Here is an 18,862-nt window from a genome sequence, read left to right on the forward strand (position 1 = left end):
TGAGACCGGGCGGAGGTGGTCGAAATGGCCGGTCCTGGTGCCCGGGAAGTTGCGCGGGTCTCCGTGCGGGTCCTGCCCGACACCTCCAGCTTCACCCCCGCGCTGGAGCGCTTCCTGACCCGCACCGAGAAGCGGCTGCGCATCGAGCTGCCCACGGTCATCGACACCGACCGCCTGGTCACGCAGGTACAGAGGGCCGCCGCGGTGGCCCAGCGCTCCACCAAGGTGGAGCTGGCCGCCGCCCTCAACGGCCAGCACGCCACCGCTGAGCTCCTGGGCCTGACCCGCAAGCTCGCCCGCACCGCCCCGCCCGTGCCGGTGTCAGCCACCGTCCCGCCCACGGAGTGGACCCGGCTGCGCGAACAGCTGCGCGAGCGCATCCAGCGACTGTCCCTGGCGCAGCGCGCCATCCAGGTCCGCGCCGAACTGGAGCAGAGCACCAGTGGCCGACTGCTCCTGCAGGTGGCCAGCATGACCCGCCGCCTGGCCACCGCCGCCGTAGTGCGGCTGCGGGTCGACCTCGACAACGGCCGCATGGCCGCAGCCGCCGGAGCGCTCGGCAAGGCGGTGCTGTCACTGACCCAGCTCGGCGCGGCCGGGGCCGGGATCGGCGCGGTCGCCGGGCTGTTGCTCGGGCTGGCCGCGGCGGCATCCAGCGCCGCCGGCGCGGTCGCCCTGCTGCCCGCAGGGCTGGCCGTGGCCGGGGCCGCCTTCGCAGCGTTGTCCTTGGGACTCAAGGGCTTCGGCGAGGCGATGTCCAACCTGGGCGACGCGGAGAAGTTCAACGAAGCGATCGCCAAACTGGCACCCTCGGCAAGGTCGGCCGCGCTGGCAGTGCGCGAGCTGGCCCCGGCCTACCGCTCGCTGCAACTGGATGTCCAGCAGACCCTCTTCCGCGGGCTGGCCGAGCAGATCCGCAGCCTGGGCACCACCTACCTGCCGGTGCTGCGCACCGGGCTTGTCGACATCGCCGGTGCCCTCAACACCGGCGCGCGCAGCGTCGCCGCCTTCGCCGCCGAACAGCGCACAGTCGCCGACCTGGGCACCCTGTTCAGCAATGCCCAGGCGGCAGTGTTCAACCTCGGCGGCGCGATCCGGCCGCTGCTGTCGGCTTTCCGCGACATCGCCGTGGTCGCCAGCGGCTTCCTGCCCGACCTGGCCGCCGGCGCGGCCGCAGCAGCGCAGAAGTTCGGCGATTTCGTTGCCAAGGCACGGGAATCCGGCAAGCTCCACGAGTGGATCAGCACGGCCCTGGCCACCCTGGACACGCTCAAGGACATCCTGGGCAACGTCATCGGCTCGATTACCGCGATCCTGCGCGCCGGCCAGCAGACCGGCGGCGGCCTGCTCCAGATCATTGCCCAGCTCACCGGCAAGATCGAGGAGTTCCTGCGCAGCGCCGAGGGCCAGGACATGCTCCGGGCGGTCTTCGAGACCCTGGCCAACGTCGCCAAGGCGCTGCTGCCGGTCCTGCTGGAAGCAGCCAAGATCATCGGCACCGTTGTGGTTCCCGCCATCGGCGAGTTCGTCACCGCGCTGCTCAACGGCGGCGGCCCCAAGGCACTGCTGGACGCCCTGCGGGAATCCTTTGCCGCGCTTCAGCCCGCGCTCGAACCACTCGGCAGGGCGCTGTCCAACCTGCTCGCCGCCTTGGCCCCGCTGCTGCCCAAACTGGCCGAGCTGGCAGGCGCGATCCTGACCGCCCTGGCCGACGCCCTGGCCTCCATCGACTGGACGCCGGTCGTGGACGGCCTGCTGGAATGCCTGGACGCGCTCGATCCGCTGATCGTGCCCCTGACCAGGCTGATCACCTACCTAGCCACTGCGGCTAACGAGCGTCTGCCCCTGCTTGCCGACGCGCTGAGCATCGCCTCGGGCGCGATCGAGTTCCTGACCCGGTTCCTCGGCGGGCTTATCGACGTGGTCCTAGACGTTGAGGATGGTCTGCGCAGCCTCGCTGGCTCGGTGGCCAGCGCGGTGGGGGACGCCGGTGCGGCGGTGGCGGACTGGGCTCGTGGCGTGTGGCGGAGGATCGAGGAGGTCGGCCAGCTCTTCTACGACCTGCCGGGCAAGATCAAGCGGGCGCTCGGCGACGCGGCCCGCTACCTGATCGACGCCGGCCGGGACCTCATCCAGGGCATGATCAACGGCGTCTCCGACCGGGCCCGCCAGCTCTACGACAAGGTCCGCGACCTCGCCCACCGAGCCGTCAACGCGATCAAGGAAGCACTGGGGATCTCCAGTCCCAGCAAGGTTTTCGCCCAGCTCGGACGGTTCAGTGCCGAAGGCTTCGCAGACGGGTTGACCGCCGGGATTCCCTTGGCGCTCAAGGCCGCCACCGACCTGGCCGAGGCCGCCACCCCGGTCCCGCCCGCGTGGGAACCCGCCCAGGGCGGCCCCGGGGATGCCGGTGCCCAGCCAGGTGCGGTGACGATCAACGTCTACCCGCAGGCCGGTCAGTCCGAAGAGTCGATCGCCGCCGCGGTCGCGCGCCGCCTGGCCTTCCAAGGGAGGTACGTGTGAGCTTCCCGACCGGCCTGCCCCTGCCAGAGACCTGGCACCTGGACGGGGTGGTGTTCAACGGTGACCCCGTGCTCAACCAGGGCGCGGAGATCGTGGTGGAGGAGGCCACCGGCTGGTCCGGCTCCGCTGCCGCCCGCACCGGCCGCGACGAACGACCGCAGCAGCACGGCACCTACCGGTCCCCGACCTTCCGCCAAGCCGCGGTCATCACCCTGTCCGGGTGGCTGTGGGCAGCAAGCCCCGCCACCCGGCTGGCCGCGGAGAACCGGATCGCCGCCCTGTGCGCCGACCCGCACCGGCTGTATGTGTTGCGGCACAACGACACCACCAGCGGCGACGACACCGTGCGCCAGGTCGAGCTGGACGGGCCGGTGTTGCTCACCCCGCGCCGGCAGCTCACCGCCTTCTCCATCCAGCTGGCCGCACCCGACCCCGTGCGCTACGCGCCCGAGCCCTTCACTGCCTCCACCGGGCTGCCACTGGAGGGCACCGGCCTGGACTGGACCGCCGCGGACGGCGGCCTGGACTGGGACAACACCGGACTGAACTGGGGCAAGCCGGCCAGCACCGGCACCCTGACCATGACCAACTCAGGCACCGCACCGAGCTGGCCCCGCTGGACCATCACCGGGCCCGTGGCCTCCCCGGAAATCACCGACCCGGCCACCGGCCGCGGCCTCCGCCTGGCCGCCGACCTCGGCGCGAGCCAGCGCCTGGTAATCGACACCCACCCGCACCGCCGCAGCGTGAGCCTGGACGGCATGCCCGGCTACCGCCCCTACCTGGTGCGCGCCGACTGGATGCCTATTCCGCCCGGCCAGGCGCTGACTGCCGCGTTCCGCTCGGGTGCGCCGTCGGCCGCCGCATTGCTCACTGCACATTGGTCCACCGCGTGGTGGTGATCGACACGCATCGTCGCATCCAGCAGGCAGGTCGTCCGCTGAGCCGGATATTGCGATCACGGAGTGCGAAGGTGGACAATTGCTCCGTAGGTCGATGCTTCAGAGGAGGAATCCCATGAGCACCTTCGATCCCTCGTCACTTGAATTCCGAAGGTCCAGCCGGTGTCACGATGGTCGGCGCTGCGTCGAAGTGGCCGTGACCCCAAACTGGGTCGCTGTTCGGGACAGCAAGAACCGCGACGCGGGCTGCCTTGTAGTGTCAGCCGACGCGTGGCATCGCTTCTTGCCCATGATCATACCTGAATAGTTGGGTTGGTTTACTGAGGCTTGATGCGTGTGATCAACTGACGCGCATGCGCAAAATAGTGAGTTTAAGTTTGATGCGATGCCGCAGCTACGAAGTCTTCCAGGAGTAGCACTAGAAGGTTTTGTATCGATTGCACCGCGTGCCTTAATCTCTGAATAACGCCAGTTGCGAAGTGCTGCATATCGTCCGATATTAATATTGCGGCAGCCGTTTATCTACCTCAAAGTTCAATCACCTAAGGGTCCATTAATAGAATTGATGCTGTCTTGCGTCCTGTTCGCCTCAGAATCTCGGCCTATTTTGCGGTAAAGATCGCGAGCTTGACTCAAAATTTTGCATGCCTCGACAGCGCGACCAAGGTCTGCATGACACTGCCCGATGCAATCTAGAGCCTCAGCTTCCATGACGGCGGAGTCCAGCTGACGGCTTAGAGTTAGAATTCGGCCATAATGATCGAGCGCTTCGTTGTGACACTGGTTGCGGCGAGCGATGTATCCCAGTGTCTTCAATGTCACCGCTTCACCAAGCTCGTCGCGAAGCTGGCGATCAATAGCTAGCGACTGTTCGCAAAACTGTCGAGCCAGTTTGAAATTTCCGAGATGTGCATGATGCCATCCTATTGAGTTTAACGCATCCCCTTCCCATACTATTTCGCCAAGCTTCCGAAATAGTTGCAACGCCTCGGTGACATGTGCCAGCGCCTGTTTGTGGTCGTCCTGGGCAGACCATGTCAGCGCAAGAACGTTGTGCGTGAATGCTATGTCTCGGATATCACCGTACTGCTCGGCGAGAGCAAGTGCCGAATCTAGATGCTCCAGCGCCTCCTGATGTGCCCCCATCTCGGAGCAGGATTGACCGAAATTTCGATGCGCCTTGATCAAAATCGCTTGATCATTGAGTTTTTGGGCTGCCCTAAGTGCAACTTCGCGAACAGAATGGCGATCATTGACGAGATCTCTCCTATATTGGAAAGGAGCTAAGGCTTGGGTGAACTGTATCGCTTCCAAGTTCCAGTCTCGCGATTCCGCAAGTTTCTGTGCGGCTATCAGGCAAGGGTACTCGACATCGAACCAAATTAGTGCTTCGGCAAGGCTGCGGAAAACTCGCCCGTCGGTTTCTTCTGCCGATACAGAAATGTCAACTGCCTGGCGGGCAGGGTCAATCAGTGCAGCCCCGGCGCTCGACTTGCTTAGGTAGTAACAAACGAGACGCCGCAGAGCTGCCTCCTGTGACTCTAACGGCTCTTTCTGGCTGGCTAGTTCACTTATATGTAGCCGAATGAGATCATGTAAACGATACCGCTCGGGCGAGGGTTGTTGAAGCAGGTGCGCGGTCTCCAATGTGCGTAGAAGAATTCGTGTTCGAGTGACGGACTCAGCGTTCAGTTCGGCTACCGCAGCCAAGCTGATCTCCGGCCCGGGTGCCAGCCCAAGTAGCCTGAACGTAAAAGCCACATCCTCAGAGAGATCTTGGTATGAGCAAGAGAAAACTGTTCGTAAGCTAGTTGACAGGTCGCCTCCATCAAGGCCATCCAGACGACCTGATTCGTTTCGCAGTTCCTCTGCCAACGCAAACAGGGGCAGCTTTGCGCTAACCGCAGCACGGGCAGCCATAATGGAAATAGCCATTGGCAAACCTGCGCAATAGTCTAAAATTTCGTTTACGGCGTCGGATTCAGCTGCCATCCGGCTAGCCTCGAGATGCTCTTGCATTAATTCTCGAGCTTCCGCTTGATTAAGAAAATCAAGATTGATTGGGTATGCGCCGCGCATTGCAAGGCCCGTCAGGCGATTCCGGCTGGTCACAATTGCCAGACAGGATGCAGATCCTGGGAGAAGCGGATCGACCTGACTCAGGTCAAGTGCGTTGTCGATTACAACTAACATTCGCTTGTTCGCAACTAGGCTTCGATAAAGTGCAGTTTGAGTATCAATATCACTGGGAATCAAGGTAGGCTCAACCCCTAGACCGCTGAGAAATCCTCGCAGCGCGGCATCGGGTTGCATCGGAGGGTTAGATGGGTCAAACCCGCGCATGTTGACGTACAGCTGACCATCCGGAAATCGGTCAATATGTTGCTGAGCCCAATAGATGGCTAAACTGGTTTTCCCTATGCCGCCAGTGCCATCGATTATGAAGATTGCAGCGGAAATTCTAGATTCGTCAAGCGCGGCATCGAGTCGGGCAAGTTCCTGCTTGCGGCCAACGAATATCCGAAGGGCTGGCGGCAACTGCTGTGGTCTTAGTTCGGATTGAGAATCTCCATTTAAGTGGATGCCGCCGAATATCGTGTGAGCTTGTACCAGGTGACCACCGACTAGTCCGGATACCTCGTTATGAACAATCGGATTAGGCGTACCCAAGGAGTCGTCTTGCCGCTCTGTCATCACCCTACCTGTCCTGTCGGCACTGAGTGAACAGAGTGAACAGTAGCGAAAACCCTGCGAGTTGCCTAGCAGTTTCCCCGAGTCCACCCGGTCGCGCGTTGTCCGCGTAGAACATCATTGATACGTCAACCTTCAGTAGTTGACTTCTTGACAGCGCTATTCGTCGGAATGGTCATTAGCTCGATTTGAATATGTCAACAACAATCGATATTCAGGCAGTGATCTTCAGCAAGCCGCTTATGTGGAAATACAGTGGCCCGGTGTTGTGAACCGGGAGTTGCTCATTTGTCATCTGCTGTGACAACAGCCTGGTTCTCCATGTCGAGCAGTCACTTCATCAACACGCCCGTAGCCCCCGTCACATCCCCTCAGCCGTCTCTCCCTTCGGAGTTAACTCTGCCTACAGCCGTGCCCATGACCGACGCCTGGTCCCTCCAGGCCCGCAACTCCTCCCGCGACGGCCGCCACGCCCTGGGTGCCCTGCTCGGCAGCCCGGCCGGCGCGCCGATGACCTGGAGCACCGGGGTACTGCCCTCCACCACGGTGGACGGCGCGGTCGCCGACCTGCGTGTGCTGCCCACCCTGACGCCGGGCAACTCAGTGCGCGTGCTGCCCGGCCACGCCGTGATCACCCGACCCAGCGAAGGGCCCTACGTCTGCTGGTCCGCTGCCACCCTGACCGCGCCGACCGACCCGGCCGACGCCACCAACGCCCGCATCGACGCCGTGGTTGCCCGCCTGTGGGACCCAGCCCTCGGCGACCCCGCCACGCTGGTCGGCCCCGTCGTGGAGGTGATCACGGGCCGCCCGTCCCCAACCCCAGCACGGCCGGAGATCCCCGCCAACGCCGTCGCCCTGGCCTACCTCAACCGCCCCGCCGGCGCGACGATGATCGACGCCTCCCACGTCGTCGACGCCCGCCGCGGCGCGTTCCTGCGCGGCGGCGTGCGCCTGCTGCTCGCCGGGGACGACCCCCGCGAACCGGGCTCCTACCCCGGGCAGTACCGCCACCGCGCGGGCCTGGAGTACTGGGACGGGCAGAGCTGGCGCGGCACCCTCGCACCGCCGCCGGGGTCGACCTCGGTAGTGGAGCGGCGCGGGCACACCGAGAGCGAACTGCTCATCGCCTCACTGGTGATGCCGGACCCCGGCTGGCCCTACGTCATCACCGCCACGGGCGCGGCCGAGGTCATCGCCTCCGACCAGGACGGCGAGAACGTCCCCACCGGCCGCGCCGACCTGGCCGTGCGCCTGGACAACCTCGACGGCCCGCAACTCGGCATCGGCGTCGGCCCGGACACCGTTGGCCTCGGCCGCCGCAGCATGCGCCCAACCCTCACCCACCCCGGCCACACCGGCGTGCTCACCGGCAGCCACATCGTGCACCTGGTCATCGTGCGGACCTTCGGTGATCCCAACTTCCGCATGGGCTCCACCCGGTTCAACGGCAGCCTGATGGCCCAGGTGATGCCGGCCTGAGCACTCCCGCGGAGGCGGAGGTGTGGAGCTGCCTGGTCTTCGAGACCCGCACCGGGCGGATCGTGGCCGAACCCGACACCACCGGCTTGCCCCGCTGGAGCGCCGCGGTCAACCAGCCGGGCAGCCTGGAAGCCACCTTCCCGCTCGGGCACCTCACCCACGCCGAACGCCAGATTCTTCGTGGAATCCTTGCACCCCAACGCTTTTCCCTGGCCTGGCGACAGGGTGACTGGATCGCCCAGGCTGGGCCGATCTGGTCCCACCGCGTCACCGCCGAGTCGGTCACCGTCGGCGCGTCCGGACTGTGGGGCCTGCTCGACCGGCGCCTGTTGTTCCCGCGCGAGTTCAGCGCCATCACCGCCCCAGACGCTGACACCCACCTGGGACCGACATCCTTGGGCACCCTGGCCAAGCACCTGGTCCAAGTCGGCTTGGGCCGCTCCGGCGGCAGCCTGCCCGTGGTCCTCCCGGCGGACTGGCCGGGCAACCACACCCGCACCTACCGCGGCTACGAACTGCGCCCGGTCGGGGAGGCACTGCGGCAACTGGTGGCCGAGGAGCACGGCCCCGACATCGAGTTCCGCCCCCGCCTGACCGCCAGCCGCACGCACCTGGAATGGGTGATGCGCATCGGCGAGCCCTACCTGGAGGGCAACGGCGCGCCACCTGCCTGGGACTACGGGACCGGGCTCAGTGACATCAACGTCGATGCCGACGCCTCCCTGATGTCCAGCCGTACCTGGGTCCGCGGCGACGGGTGGGAACGCGGCAGCCTGATCGGCTTCCACCGCGACACCACCCTCACCGATGCCGGGTGGCCCCTGGTCGACCACGTCGTCACCGGCCACTCCTCGGTGCAGCTGCCCGCCACCCTGGACCGGCTCGCCACCTCCTACGCCGCGCTCTACCGGCGGCCCATCGAGCTGTGGACGGCACGGGTCCGAACCAGCTCCGGCGAGCCCCGCCACTACGACCTGGCCCCCGGCTTTCACGGCCTGTTCGGCATCACCGGGCATCCCTGGATTCCCGATGGGCAGTACCTGCGACGTGTGATCGGGCTGGACGCCGCCAACCACCCTGACGAGTTGGCCTTGACCATCGAGGCCGGACAAGGAGAGCTGTAGTTGCCCTTGACCCCACGCCCCAACGATCACCTGTTGGACTGGTTCCGCCGGGTAGAGGGCCGCCTGGATGAGAACGACCGCCGCACCCTCTACTCGGTGGTCATCAGCTCCGGTGGGCTGACCATCCAGGACCTGGGCGGGATCAAAATGCTGGACAACGACGGTGAGATCACGTTCTTCACCGGCGGGGCGGACGGAGACTGGGTCCGCCCGGACGGCACGCCGCAGCCCATCACCTACATCGCCGATGACCGCGGCCACTGGCGCATCGCCGTGTTCGACCCGCAGCCCCGCCAGGAGGGCTACCGGCAGTTCGTCGCGATCTGGGACCACAGCGGCAACATCATCCTCGGCGACGACGCCCATTCAGGGGCCGGGCTGGCCCGCCCCTACATCCCGCTGTCGGTCTCCGGGGTGTTCCAGGACTGGCCGGTCACCAAGGCCACCGAGTGGACCACCTTGGAGCAGATCCGCTACAACCACCAGCACCCCAAGATCAAGGTTGACGTGCGCATCGCCACCGACCACCCCGACACCTTCGGGGAGATCCGCCTGTGGGCAGACCCCGCCGGGGTCCAGGTTGGCGAGACCCGTCAGGTGCGCTTCCTCCAGGAGATGACCGGGTTCCGGTTCACGCCTCCCACCCGCTGGGCGGAGATGGGCGAAATATGGCTACAGGCCCGACGCACCTCCGGATCAGGAGGTACGCGGGCCTGTATCGCCTACGCCAGCGGGGAGCAGACCTAACGGGCTGAGTTGTTGCGCAACCCGTCATCCAGGCAGTCCGGATGCTGCTCACCCTTGAGACAGCGCCGCGGTTCGGCGCTGGTAGTCGGAGCGACCGGCGGTTCCGCGACCGGTGGCGGCGTGGCCGCGCCAGTCCGGCTTGCCGGCTGCGTTCCCACCGCTGGCGGTGGGGCCACCGGAGGCCGACTCGAACTGGTCGGCGTGGCGCTGCGGACGTCCGGCCGCGCGGTGCTCGTGGGGGGCGCGATCACGGTGGACGGCGTGGCTGACGGGCTGGTGCTGCCGGGGGCCGCTTCCGGATTGGGCAGCTGCTCCACCACCTGCGGTTGCTCGGACTGCGCGGTGACCAGCCCCCCGACCACCAGTCCCGCCGCCAACAGCGCCGCGGTGGCCGTGCCCACCAGCCACCCCGGTGCCTTCGCCAACCTGCTTCCCATTCCATCCCCCTCACCAGGGCGGGGACGCGGTCCACGCCCCGCCGCCTGATCCATCGAAACCATCCTGTCGAGCACTCCCGCCGACGCCAAGCCGAACCGCCTGCTCCTCCAGGCACCTCTTCCTCCAAGGAGGCACGAACTGCCCTACCCACTGACCTGGATGGCCGACGCCCTCCGCGCTGCAGGGCTTCCCGTGGTCGAAACCCCGGGGTGGACCACCCGCGGACACGGCGCCACCCGCGACATCCGCGGAGTCCTGCTCCACCACACCGCCGGACCGCCGAACGGGGTCTTCCCCTCCCGCCGCGTGCTCATCGAAGGCCGCCCCGGCCTGGCCGGCCCGATCGCCAACCTGGGCCTGGACCGCGACGGCACCTGGCACCTCATCGCCGCCGGCCTCGCCTCCCACGCAGGCAAGGGCTACCTGCCCTGGGTCGGACGGGACAACGGCAACTTCCACCTCATCGGCATCGAGGCCGAATCCACCGGCCGGGGCGACTGGACCGCCGCCCAGCGCGACAGCTACCCCCTGGGCACCGCCGCCCTGCTCGCCCACCTCAGTCTCCCCGCACACCGCGCGGTCGCCCACAAGGAATGGACCACCCGCAAGATCGACCCCGCCGGCTGGCCCGGCGACATGAACGGCTTCCGCGCCACCGTGGCCCGCCATCTCACCGAAGGAGTCACCGCACTGTCCTGGAACACCCAGATCACCGACCACAACGGCCTCAGCCGCCCCGCCCACAGGTGGCTAACCGACGCGGCCAACAACGGCTGGAACACCGCGGAGTTGCTCCGCGAGCGCCACCGCTCCCGCTGGGTTGGCCCCAACGGCACCCAGTCCGACTACCACGACACCCCGGTCGGCTTCCTGCTCAACACCGACGCCAACGCCTACGAGACCAAGCGCCTGGTCGCCGAACTTGCCACCGCGCTCACCGCCACGCGCGCCGAGCTGGCCGCGCTGCACGCCGACGTCCGCCAGCTCGCTGCGGCACCGACCCAGACTCCGGCGACCGGCACCCCGCCGACCGCCGTCTGAGAAAGGAGCACACCGCCCTGTTCACCCGGCAGTACTGGATCGACCTGGCCGAACGGGTCGTCGTAGCTGCGGCCGCAACCGCAGCCTCGGCCCTGGGCAACACTCCCAACCTGTGGGCCATCGACATCACCACGGTCACCGGCCTGGCTCTCGGCACCGCCCTGTTGACGACGCTGTACGGTCTCGCCGGACGTCGGTTCGGCGATCCCAACCGTGCCGCATTCAGCGGTAGCGCTGTTACGCCGGACTCGTAATCAAACCTGCCCCTGCACCGCCTGTGCGGTGCAGGGGCCTACTGCTGCATCTCGGCATCCGGGGTAATGTCATGCGGGTGACCATGGAGCAGAATCCCACCGAGCTGACTCGCTGGACAATTCACGGTGAACGGGTAGTAGACAAGTCGCGGCGTCTAACCCTCAGTGTTGCGTCCGTAGAACTGCCGGATGGCGTCCATTTTGAGCAATACGTGCTCCGGTACCCAAAAGCCGCCATGATGGTAGTGGTAGATGATCAGCAACGTGTCCTAATGATTTGGCGACACCGCTTCATCATGGACCGCTGGGTTTGGGAACTTCCGGGCGGGTACGTTGATGCTGGAGAAGATCCTGTCAAGACAGCCATGCGTGAAGTCGAGGAAGAGACAGGATGGCGACCCCGCAATGCAACTCTGCTCGCTTCACTTCAGCCAATGGTAGGAAGTGCTGACGCCGAAAACCTTCTCTACGTCTCCCGTGGGGCAGATCGGACGGGGGAACCGAAAGACATTAACGAGGCTGAACGCATCGCATGGATTCCTCTGTCGTCCGTTCGCGAGAAGTTCGCCAAAGGCGAAATCATTGGGGCTGCCTCGATGGTCGGCCTACTGCATGTCATCGCGTTCCCTGAGAACAGTTAGCGTACCGGTGTTGTCACCCCAACGCTATCCATCTTTGAATACAGTGCCGCCACGCGCACGTTAGTCTTGTGCGGCTCTAGCCGACGGCCTAGGTCGGTTAGGTACGAGACGGTGCGAATTGAGCGAACCTTACTAGTCATGTCGATAGCCATGACACCCTTTGCGCATGCCTCATCGACTCGACCCTGATCGGCATAAATCGAGGCAAGCAGTGCAGTGTTGAAGAGACGGCCTCGTTCGTAACCGTCGCTCATCTCCAAGGAGCGGAGTGCAAACCTTTCCGCATCGGAGAACTGGCCTAGCTCGTGGAAGGTGTGGGCAAACTTCGCAGCCAGGTACGCTTCGTCAAAGTATCTGAGCCAAGCGGGAGTGTCACTAAATCTGATCGCCATAAAAGCGTGCTCGGCGTCTCGGAGGGCGTTAATGCTCCCTCTTTTCTCCCCTTGTATTGCAAGCCCATGAGCCTCAAGAGCCGAAGCCTCTGCCCTAAGTGCCGGAACACCAGTCCTTCGAGCGCTCTGTCGCGCAGCCAAAGCCAGGTCGACTGCAACGTCTCCTGCCCGGAAGAAGGCCGCGTGATGACTCATAGCGGCAAGCATCTCCGTCGATAGTGCTTCATTCTCCGCCTCGTCGCATAGACGAAGAGCTTCTCTCAGGTGTCGCCTACCGTCAGTCGGCTGTCCCGTATCGTATGCAATCCAGCCAGCAAGTTGATAAAGCTCAGCTGCCGCACAGAACAGATCATTATTTGCAAGGTTCCGTCGACGAACCCCATGAAGTAGTGGCTGCACTTCGGTCGCAAGGTATGCGTCAACGACGCCCCTGACGCTTTTATGGCCTCCTCCGTGCATATTGTCAAGACGCCGAAAATCGGTCGCCTTGGCTCGCAGTTCGGAAGCCTTTGAGCTGTGGCCACCGTCAACGTAGGGGAGCCCGGTAGCGGTTGCGCCAGCGAGGGAGTTGCCCAGAATGAGAGCTCCAGCCCCGGCTGTCTTCAGAAATTGTCTGCGCTGCACATCATTCAGACTAGCTCGATCGGCAAGGCTGGTCGATTCATGATCTGTATATGAAACTGCAAACCAGAGCAAGTCCGGGGGTATCCTGAGCGTTTCGGCCCAGTGTCGCAGCTCATTCAGTTCCGAGGGCGGACGACGTGCGCTCTCAAGCCTGCTCACTTGACTCTGGCTACGGTCGAGCCACTGGCCGAGCCGAGCTTGCGACACAACCGGCCAGTGAGCATGCCGGTAGGCGTAGCTCAGCGCTCCGAGGTGCTGAGCGCGAAGGGCTGCACTCAGCTTCGGCCGCTCCCAGAACTTTCGATCATGCCGGGGCGGACAGTCAGCGGCTGCAAGTTGCATGCAGAGACTGCACAGGGAGCCCCGCTGGTCGCGCGCCAGCCGGTTGGTGCAACGCGAGCACTCTCGCCGTCCGGCCATGCCTTAATCTTACTCGCTCTCGTGATCACAAAGTAGCGACTCAGATACGCAATGCGCTGGGGATATGCGCGAACTGGATAATCGCGGCACACATTATCCACCACTGTCGTTTCGGGCAGCCGGTGTCCGGCCGATGCTTTGGACCGTGACGGATCTGCTGACTCAACCGTCCTGTGGTGGCTCTCCCGTCATGGGCTGGAGCCAGGGCAGCTCTGGGCTGACTGCTGCGTTCGCGATCATCCAGTCGCCGTCACAACGACGGAGCACCGAGGAGCCTCACCATGACGATCAACAGCGATCCCGCTGTGGTGATGGGCGCGACCATCTTCGTGGTGGTGGGTCTCGTCCTCGTCGGCGTGATCATCCGCGGTGCGTTTCCTGCACCGCCGCCGTCCTGTCCCGCCTCCGATTGTCCGCTGAACACCGCCGCGGTCACCAAGGAGATCGACATGCATCCTGCACCCGTACTTGCGGAATCCCAGGGGTTGCGAAGCAAACCCTCTTGTCGTCAAGCTGCCCGGCACCGACGGAGGTCCTGATGCCGACCTTCTACCGCCACCGGATCAGCGACATTTTCGCCACGACCAACCAGGTGCTGAAACACGGTGATGACGCCAGTGTTGCCAGGCTCGCTAGGCAGGAAATTCCCAGGCAGCAGCAGGCGATCGAAACGTTGCTGGACGAGCACGAGCTGGAGCAGGACGGCAACTGTCCGAGGTGCCTGGACCGTCGCCGCTGGTGGCGGCTCGCCCGGTGGCTGCCTGGTCGGCGAGACCGCGGCTACTGCTACTGCCACGCCTACCGGAGAGCCTTCCAGGCGCTCGATCCCGAGCTGAAGCCGGTCGGGCCCCACGGCCGGCACGGTGTCCACAAGGACAGCCCGGTTGCAGCGTGAGGGCACCCCCCGACTTCACGCGCCGGGTGTAGCTGGTCGGCGTCCCTGGATCCGAAGTTCCGGGGACGCCGACCAGGCCCCCTCTCGAACTGCGTTGCCGCCCATCACTAGAACGGAACCACCGTGAACAGCACCTCCCCCCAGCTTCCGGCAGTGATCCAGCTCCGGGACGAGCGGATCCGCAGGCTCTACTGCGACCAGCGGTTGAGCGTCGATGCGATCGCAGCCAGGCTGCACTGTTCACGCTCCACCGTCTACCGGCGAGTGAACGCCATGGATCTGCCCCATCGGTGTAGCCACCCCCCGCACCTGTGGGGAGACCACAAGCTGGCTGCGGCACTGTTCTGCTGGGATCTGTTGCGGGACACCGGGTTCTCGGTCGCGAATGTCGCCGCACTGGTCGGCCGCTCGATCAAGACCGTCCGCGGGTACCTGGCCCTGCACCCAGGCGACTGGCCGGAAGCCCAACAGGCCGAGCTGCGCCGCCAGTTCCCCGATCCCTTCTCTCTCAACGAAAAACCCCGCACCGGTCCCAGGTCGATCACCACCGCGAAAGCCAAGGCGGTGTAGCCATGACCGAAACCACGCCTCCCGACCGGGGCAGGACCGACCCCTACGAAGCACTGGCCCACCGCGTCCAGCAGTTCCACCAGCTCCCCGGCCACCGGCAAATGCGGCTGCGACTGTGGTTCTCCGGGCCCGACAGCAAATACCCCTACCTCCGCCGACGCCACGCCACCACGTTCAGGGCCGCCCTGCTGGGGATCGCGGCCGGGCTGGTGAACCTGGCCGAACTGCTCTGGCTATTCACCAACTTCTGGGTCCGCTTGGCCAGCTGGACCGTCATGGTGGGGTGCCTCCTCTACGTCTACGGCGTGCACGCGCAGGACGAGGACGAGGTAGAGCGGGGCCTGCTCGCCGCGCACTACGACGATGTGCGCAACGGCCGAGTCGACAACGGGCGCTCCGACTGGCCAGGACCGCTGGCATGACGCCGTGGCTGGGCCTGGTGCTCGCGCTGCCCGGCTCCATCCTGATCCTGGCCTTCCTCCTGTTCCTGTTCTCCTCGTTCATCCTCGCCACAGCGGACCTGCCACTGCCTCCTGCACCAGGACGCCACCGCCGACCTTTCCGCTTCCGATCACGCCCAGGAGCACCGCATGCCCGAGACCACACCTCCCGAACCGCCCGAAAGCGGCTTGTGGGTGCCATACATTCCAGGCGCGGAAGCACAACTACTAGCCCAGAACATGACCATCCTGTTCGGCCTAGCCGTCGCTGACGGCGCGCGCATGAAGCTGGACGGTCTGTTCCGCAACGCCCTGCTGGACCCCCGGCACCGCGCGGCCATCCTCCAGAGCCTGGCCGGGCTCGCCACCACGATCACTCGCGCCAAGGGGCACGCGGATGCCCTGCTCACCGGCATCATCCGCCACTCGGCCAACACCTACCTCCACGACCTTGGCCTCCCGCCCAAGCCCGATCTCTGGCCGAAGTAGCGCGCACCGCCTCCCACCCGCGCAGCACTCGGCCGCCCGGGGGCCGTAGGCCGGGGCCGGAACGGCCTACGGCCCCACTTTCCGTTGGCAGTAAAGGAAAACCATGGATACCCATACCCCTGAAGTGCGGCGCCTGCGGGCCGTCACTGGAGACCCGGCCGAACGGCCAGCGGTGCTCTCACCGGCTCTGCTGACCGACGACGAACTTCTCGACCTTCTCCGAAAGGACCAGGTGCCCGGCATGGAGGGGAGCATGAGACGAGAACTGATTCGGCTGGTCGATTCCGTCGCCACCGCCTACGTGGCCGCGGAGATCCACGCGGCCTCAGAAGTACGGCGCTACCTCTCCCGGCAAGCGGCACCAGGCGGGCAGTCCTGATGCGCCTCCGAGGTGACCGGGGCATCGCGGTCAGCTACGAACCCGACCGTGACCACGACCTCGCCGCACGGCGCGAGGTGCCGTACTTCTGCCCCCGGGGCGGCGAAGGGGACACCGGCCACACGATCCGCGTGCCCCTCGCTGCGGAAGCCGAACCGCCCATCACCTGGACGTGCCGCCAGCACGGCACCGAGGCCGATCTGTCGCTGGGCACCACGTCGCCACCACGGCCCAAGCGGCCCACGCCCAGGAAGCACCACCTTCAGCACCTGTACGAGCGCCGCTCCCCGGAGGAACTGGAGGCCCTGGTCAACGAGCGCCTGGCCCAGCTGCGCGGGGACCGGAAGTAAGCAGCACTGCTCCCCGCCGGCCCGCAGCACGCACAGCCGACCGGTCCACGCACTGAACGTGGGAGGACACGATGGAGACCACCACCGCCGTTCCCTTTCTCAAGCCCACCAGCGTAATCATGCAGCCGACGACGCTGTGCAACATGGACTGCCGCTACTGCTATCTGCCCGACCGCGCCAAGTCCCCGCGGATGCTCCCCGTCGTGGCGCAGGCCGTGGCCCGTGCGGTGGCCGGTTGGGCCGACCGCGGCCCGGTGGACATCTGCTGGCACGGCGGGGAACCACTGGCCGCCGGCCGCGACCACCTCCGAACGCTGGTCGACACCTTCGCTGGCCTCAACGTCACCCACACCGTGCAGACCAACGCCACGCTGATCGACTCCGCCTGGTGCGACTTCTTCGAGTCCCGCCAGATGCGGGTGGGCGTCAGCATCGACGGCCCGGCCCCAGTCAATCGGAACCGGACATTCCTCAACGGCCGGGAGAGCTTCGACCATGCCGTCCGCGGCATTCGGCTACTCGTCGAACGCGGGTTCAGCGTGTCCGTGATCGCCGTGGTGCCCGACCCGAACCCGGAGCGCGCGCAGGCCCTCTATGAGTTCATCGTCGACCTGGGCGTGGCCTGGCTCGGCGTGAACATCGAAGAACGCGAGGGCGTCAACTCCCGCCGCACAGCTCCCCAGGCGAGGCAGGTGGCTGAGTTCTGGGCCGCCCTGATCGCCGCCTGGCGGGCCGATCCCCGGGTCGAACTTCGGGAGGCACAACGCGTGCTGGGGTTCGCCCGGCACCTGCTCACCGGCGGCACGCCGTCGGTGCCGTCCGGCATCGACCTCCTGCCCACCGTCGCCTGGAATGGCGAGGTCACCCTGATCTCGCCCGAGCTGGCCGGCTTCCGGGATGACCGGCTCGGCAACTTCGCCTGCGGCAGCCTCCTGCACACCGAGTTGGACGAGCTGATCGAGGCTGGCGTGGGGGCCAGGTGGGTGCAGGAGTTCGTCACCGGGGTGCAGAGGTGCCGCGCGGCCTGCCGCTACTTCCAGTTCTGCGGCGGCGCCCACCCGGCGAACCGGTTCTTCGAGCACGGCCGACTCGACGGAGGGGAGACCGACTACTGCCGCAACACCAAGATCGCCCTCATGGAAGGAGTCCTCCTTGCAGCACAACGACACCGTGTCCCTGGCTGATCAGCTGCTGGCGAACGCGGCTGGACTGCTGGCCCTCTCCGAACCACTGGTGCAGTCCGTGGACAGCAAGTTCGACAACCGCCCGACCTGGGATGACTGGACCAACAGGGGCGGGAACCCGTTCGGCAACTCACCCGGATGGGACAACTGGGACAAGAAGGGCAAGCGTTAGCCGCTGCGGACCGTCAACCCGGCCTCGGTCGCCAGCTGCTCGGCGACTGAGGCCGCTTGCTCGCCGCTGATGATCGCTCCCCGGAGCGTGCTCAGTCCTCTGGTGTTGTCCAGCCGAGAAGTGCGGAGGTCAGCGCCATCAGCCCGGGAACCGGTGAACTCGGCCGCGGCCAGGTCGCAGTCCAGGAAGACGACGTTGGACAGGTCGCCGGTGATCGTGGTTTCGCGCAGCGAGCACCGCCGAAACACGACGATGCCCTTGACCCGGTCGATCGCGATCGTTGCCAGGTCCAGGTGACAACCGTCCAGGAACAGGTTGGTGGCCAAGCTCAGGTGGAGGTTCAGGCCGATGGCGCGGCACTGCTGCCACTCCACCCGCTGGGCGGTCACCTCGCGCAAGGTCCCATTGGAGAGGTCGAGGTCGCGGAACACGACGTCAGTCATCTCCAGCGGAGCCAGGTGCGCCCCGCTGAGATTGACCTCTTCGACCATGGTGCGGGTCAGCGAGCCTTCGCCAGTGACGTCGCTCTGGTCGCCGCCACGGATCCGAGCGAACTGAAGGACCACCTCCCCACGGAACCCGGCAGGCTCCGGGGTGAGGTCGTCCAGGTCGATCGACGGGCGCTGGACGGTGTGGTCGCGGGTCAGTTCCAAGAACTCCACCCCGTGACCCTATCCAGCCCCGCAGCGGCTCGAAGGCGACCACGCCGACATCGCACGGAGGCGCGGCGCGGCCTCGCGGATCACCTGAGCGCAAGCCGCCCAGAGCTGGCCCACTTCCGGCCGTCGAATGGGCCAGCTCTGGGTTGCGAGAGTCGCTTCAACGCCCGGCGGATCGAGGCAGCGAGCTTGATGGGAGCTGGGGGAGGTCAGGGGGGAAACAGGGGGAAACGTGTCCCTCCAGGTGTCCCTGCATGACGTGATTCGGCGACCTGCGTCACTAGTTGACACGACACGCCGGACGAGGACAGGGTAGATCGGTAGATTCCCGCAGCTCAAGGTTGCGCCGCCCTGATAACGTCCGGTATGAGGGCGTCCCGGCCGCACCGCCAGCGACCGAACCGATCACGACTCCCGCAGACGGGGCTTTGACGACACGGCCTAA

General features: G+C 65.7%; 21 protein-coding genes. 18 read left to right on the top strand and 3 right to left on the bottom strand.

Annotated features, from left to right (window positions below):
- Nucleotides 1–24 precede the first annotated feature (24 nt).
- The 3 genes from M8C13_RS06285 to M8C13_RS06295 all read left to right on the top strand — a co-directional run bounded on the left by M8C13_RS06285 (nucleotide 25) and on the right by M8C13_RS06295 (nucleotide 3,732).
- On the top strand, nucleotides 25–2,523 hold the full coding sequence (locus tag M8C13_RS06285; RefSeq protein ID WP_252479514.1) for a hypothetical protein: 2,499 nt from the start codon (nucleotides 25–27) through the stop codon (nucleotides 2,521–2,523).
- Nucleotides 2,520–3,425, top strand: a complete 906-nt coding sequence (locus M8C13_RS06290; RefSeq protein WP_252479515.1) for a phage tail family protein — start codon at nucleotides 2,520–2,522, stop codon at nucleotides 3,423–3,425. Before M8C13_RS06285 ends, M8C13_RS06290 begins: the two co-directional genes overlap by 4 nt.
- A 115-nt stretch (nucleotides 3,426–3,540) precedes the next feature.
- Nucleotides 3,541–3,732, top strand: a complete 192-nt coding sequence (locus M8C13_RS06295) for a DUF397 domain-containing protein (RefSeq protein ID WP_252479516.1) — start codon at nucleotides 3,541–3,543, stop codon at nucleotides 3,730–3,732.
- Nucleotides 3,733–3,959: 227 nt separating this feature from the next.
- On the opposite strand, the gene M8C13_RS06300 is transcribed toward M8C13_RS06295, so the two are convergent.
- Nucleotides 3,960–6,119, bottom strand: coding sequence for a tetratricopeptide repeat protein (locus M8C13_RS06300; RefSeq protein ID WP_252479517.1), 2,160 nt, complete (start codon nucleotides 6,117–6,119; stop codon nucleotides 3,960–3,962).
- Nucleotides 6,120–6,533: 414 nt separating this feature from the next.
- On the opposite strand from M8C13_RS06300, the gene M8C13_RS06305 reads away from it, so the two are divergent.
- The 6 genes from M8C13_RS06305 (at nucleotide 6,534) to M8C13_RS06325 (ending at nucleotide 11,843) form a co-directional block, all read left to right on the top strand.
- Entirely contained in the window at nucleotides 6,534–7,598 is a 1,065-nt protein-coding gene (locus M8C13_RS06305; protein WP_252479518.1) for a hypothetical protein, read from the top strand.
- Between the two features lie 20 nt (nucleotides 7,599–7,618).
- Entirely contained in the window at nucleotides 7,619–8,722 is a 1,104-nt protein-coding gene (locus M8C13_RS06310; RefSeq protein ID WP_252479519.1) for a hypothetical protein, read from the top strand.
- Nucleotides 8,723–9,469, top strand: coding sequence for a hypothetical protein (locus tag M8C13_RS06315; RefSeq protein ID WP_252479520.1), 747 nt, complete (start codon nucleotides 8,723–8,725; stop codon nucleotides 9,467–9,469).
- A 630-nt stretch (nucleotides 9,470–10,099) separates the two neighbouring features.
- Complete coding sequence (locus M8C13_RS06320) at nucleotides 10,100–10,948, top strand: N-acetylmuramoyl-L-alanine amidase (RefSeq protein ID WP_252479521.1); 849 nt, start codon at nucleotides 10,100–10,102, stop codon at nucleotides 10,946–10,948.
- Between the two features lie 17 nt (nucleotides 10,949–10,965).
- On the top strand, nucleotides 10,966–11,202 hold the full coding sequence (locus M8C13_RS45740; protein ID WP_374213031.1) for a holin: 237 nt from the start codon (nucleotides 10,966–10,968) through the stop codon (nucleotides 11,200–11,202).
- 83 nt (nucleotides 11,203–11,285) lie between these two features.
- A complete protein-coding gene (locus M8C13_RS06325) occupies nucleotides 11,286–11,843 on the top strand; it encodes an NUDIX hydrolase (protein WP_252479538.1) in 558 nt (185 codons plus the stop codon).
- Here the strand turns inward: M8C13_RS06325 and M8C13_RS06330 are convergent.
- A complete protein-coding gene (locus tag M8C13_RS06330) occupies nucleotides 11,840–13,018 on the bottom strand; it encodes an XRE family transcriptional regulator (RefSeq protein ID WP_252479522.1) in 1,179 nt (392 codons plus the stop codon). The genes M8C13_RS06325 and M8C13_RS06330 overlap by 4 nt on opposite strands.
- A gap of 542 nt (nucleotides 13,019–13,560) precedes the next feature.
- Between M8C13_RS06330 and M8C13_RS06335 the strand changes: the two genes are divergently transcribed.
- The 9 genes from M8C13_RS06335 (at nucleotide 13,561) to amcA (ending at nucleotide 17,758) form a co-directional block, all read left to right on the top strand.
- Nucleotides 13,561–13,818 carry a hypothetical protein gene (locus M8C13_RS06335; RefSeq protein ID WP_252479523.1) on the top strand — a complete coding sequence of 86 codons (258 nt, stop codon included), beginning with the start codon at nucleotides 13,561–13,563 and terminating at the stop codon, nucleotides 13,816–13,818.
- The gene (locus M8C13_RS06340) at nucleotides 13,818–14,174 is read left to right on the top strand and encodes a hypothetical protein (protein ID WP_252479524.1); all 357 of its coding nucleotides are present in this window, start codon (nucleotides 13,818–13,820) and stop codon (nucleotides 14,172–14,174) included. Before M8C13_RS06335 ends, M8C13_RS06340 begins: the two co-directional genes overlap by 1 nt.
- 153 nt (nucleotides 14,175–14,327) lie before the next feature.
- Nucleotides 14,328–14,744: a helix-turn-helix domain-containing protein gene (locus tag M8C13_RS06345; protein ID WP_252479525.1), complete on the top strand. Its 417-nt coding sequence runs from the start codon at nucleotides 14,328–14,330 to the stop codon at nucleotides 14,742–14,744.
- A 2-nt stretch (nucleotides 14,745–14,746) separates the two neighbouring features.
- Nucleotides 14,747–15,166 carry a hypothetical protein gene (locus M8C13_RS06350; protein ID WP_252479526.1) on the top strand — a complete coding sequence of 140 codons (420 nt, stop codon included), beginning with the start codon at nucleotides 14,747–14,749 and terminating at the stop codon, nucleotides 15,164–15,166.
- Nucleotides 15,167–15,424: 258 nt separating this feature from the next.
- Nucleotides 15,425–15,673: a hypothetical protein gene (locus M8C13_RS06355; protein ID WP_252479527.1), complete on the top strand. Its 249-nt coding sequence runs from the start codon at nucleotides 15,425–15,427 to the stop codon at nucleotides 15,671–15,673.
- Between the two features lie 253 nt (nucleotides 15,674–15,926).
- Nucleotides 15,927–16,052 (top strand): hypothetical protein, encoded by a 126-nt coding sequence (locus M8C13_RS44395; protein WP_256508628.1) that lies wholly within the window; start codon nucleotides 15,927–15,929, stop codon nucleotides 16,050–16,052.
- The gene (locus M8C13_RS06360; RefSeq protein WP_252479528.1) at nucleotides 16,052–16,402 is read left to right on the top strand and encodes an RNA polymerase-binding protein RbpA; all 351 of its coding nucleotides are present in this window, start codon (nucleotides 16,052–16,054) and stop codon (nucleotides 16,400–16,402) included. Before M8C13_RS44395 ends, M8C13_RS06360 begins: the two co-directional genes overlap by 1 nt.
- Before the next feature lie 71 nt (nucleotides 16,403–16,473).
- The gene (gene amcB, locus M8C13_RS06365) at nucleotides 16,474–17,586 is read left to right on the top strand and encodes a cyclophane-forming radical SAM peptide maturase AmcB (protein WP_252479529.1); all 1,113 of its coding nucleotides are present in this window, start codon (nucleotides 16,474–16,476) and stop codon (nucleotides 17,584–17,586) included.
- Nucleotides 17,555–17,758 (top strand): multiple cyclophane-containing RiPP AmcA, encoded by a 204-nt coding sequence (amcA, locus tag M8C13_RS06370; RefSeq protein ID WP_252479530.1) that lies wholly within the window; start codon nucleotides 17,555–17,557, stop codon nucleotides 17,756–17,758. The genes amcB and amcA overlap by 32 nt, the downstream gene beginning before the upstream one ends.
- Here the strand turns inward: amcA and M8C13_RS06375 are convergent.
- The gene (locus M8C13_RS06375) at nucleotides 17,755–18,420 is read right to left on the bottom strand and encodes a pentapeptide repeat-containing protein (protein WP_252479531.1); all 666 of its coding nucleotides are present in this window, start codon (nucleotides 18,418–18,420) and stop codon (nucleotides 17,755–17,757) included. The genes amcA and M8C13_RS06375 overlap by 4 nt on opposite strands.
- Nucleotides 18,421–18,862 lie beyond the last annotated feature (442 nt).

The sequence above is a fragment of the Crossiella sp. SN42 genome (assembly GCF_023897065.1).
Classification (GTDB): Bacteria; Actinomycetota; Actinomycetes; order Mycobacteriales; family Pseudonocardiaceae; genus Crossiella.

Coding starts and splice junctions, on each gene's coding strand:
- M8C13_RS06285 (WP_252479514.1), top strand. CDS start 25: ATGGCCGGTCCTGGTGCCCGGGAAGTTGCGCGGGTCTCCGTGCGGGTC.
- M8C13_RS06295 (WP_252479516.1), top strand. CDS start 3,541: ATGAGCACCTTCGATCCCTCGTCACTTGAATTCCGAAGGTCCAGCCGG.
- M8C13_RS06300 (WP_252479517.1), bottom strand. CDS start 6,119: ATGACAGAGCGGCAAGACGACTCCTTGGGTACGCCTAATCCGATTGTT.
- M8C13_RS06305 (WP_252479518.1), top strand. CDS start 6,534: ATGACCGACGCCTGGTCCCTCCAGGCCCGCAACTCCTCCCGCGACGGC.
- M8C13_RS06325 (WP_252479538.1), top strand. CDS start 11,286: ATGGAGCAGAATCCCACCGAGCTGACTCGCTGGACAATTCACGGTGAA.
- M8C13_RS06335 (WP_252479523.1), top strand. CDS start 13,561: ATGACGATCAACAGCGATCCCGCTGTGGTGATGGGCGCGACCATCTTC.
- M8C13_RS06340 (WP_252479524.1), top strand. CDS start 13,818: ATGCCGACCTTCTACCGCCACCGGATCAGCGACATTTTCGCCACGACC.
- M8C13_RS06350 (WP_252479526.1), top strand. CDS start 14,747: ATGACCGAAACCACGCCTCCCGACCGGGGCAGGACCGACCCCTACGAA.
- M8C13_RS06355 (WP_252479527.1), top strand. CDS start 15,425: ATGACCATCCTGTTCGGCCTAGCCGTCGCTGACGGCGCGCGCATGAAG.
- M8C13_RS44395 (WP_256508628.1), top strand. CDS start 15,927: ATGAGACGAGAACTGATTCGGCTGGTCGATTCCGTCGCCACCGCCTAC.
- M8C13_RS06360 (WP_252479528.1), top strand. CDS start 16,052: ATGCGCCTCCGAGGTGACCGGGGCATCGCGGTCAGCTACGAACCCGAC.
- amcB (WP_252479529.1), top strand. CDS start 16,474: ATGGAGACCACCACCGCCGTTCCCTTTCTCAAGCCCACCAGCGTAATC.